This window comes from Vibrio sp. 10N.222.49.C9, from assembly GCF_041474985.1.
Lineage (GTDB): Bacteria > Pseudomonadota > Gammaproteobacteria > Enterobacterales > Vibrionaceae > Vibrio > Vibrio crassostreae_C.
The window spans coordinates 1-201 of record NZ_JBFRVD010001443.1 but is presented as its reverse complement, the minus strand read 5'-3'; the positions used below and the strand labels follow the sequence as shown (position 1 = coordinate 201).

The 201-nt window shown below is 42.3% G+C and carries 1 pseudogene; it reads right to left on the bottom strand.

Annotation, left to right across the window (positions count from 1 at the left end):
* Window positions 1-201, bottom strand: a pseudogene (locus AB4585_RS28675) (proline/glycine betaine ABC transporter permease); the annotation flags it as partial.

Sequence of the window (201 nt, the reverse complement as noted above, 5' to 3'; positions counted from 1 at the left end):
GAGTAGGGTACAGACGGTAATGATACTGAGCGTACGCATCGTATCTTCCCACATGCCTAAATACCCAATAAAAATAAGCGCAATTACTCCGCCAATAGTCAGTTTAATTGAGCGACTGGCAAGGTAAATAAGGGCGGTAATAACGGCTAAAACAATAAACCAAGGAGTGGCGAGTAGTAATTTCTCAAACCACACCAAGAA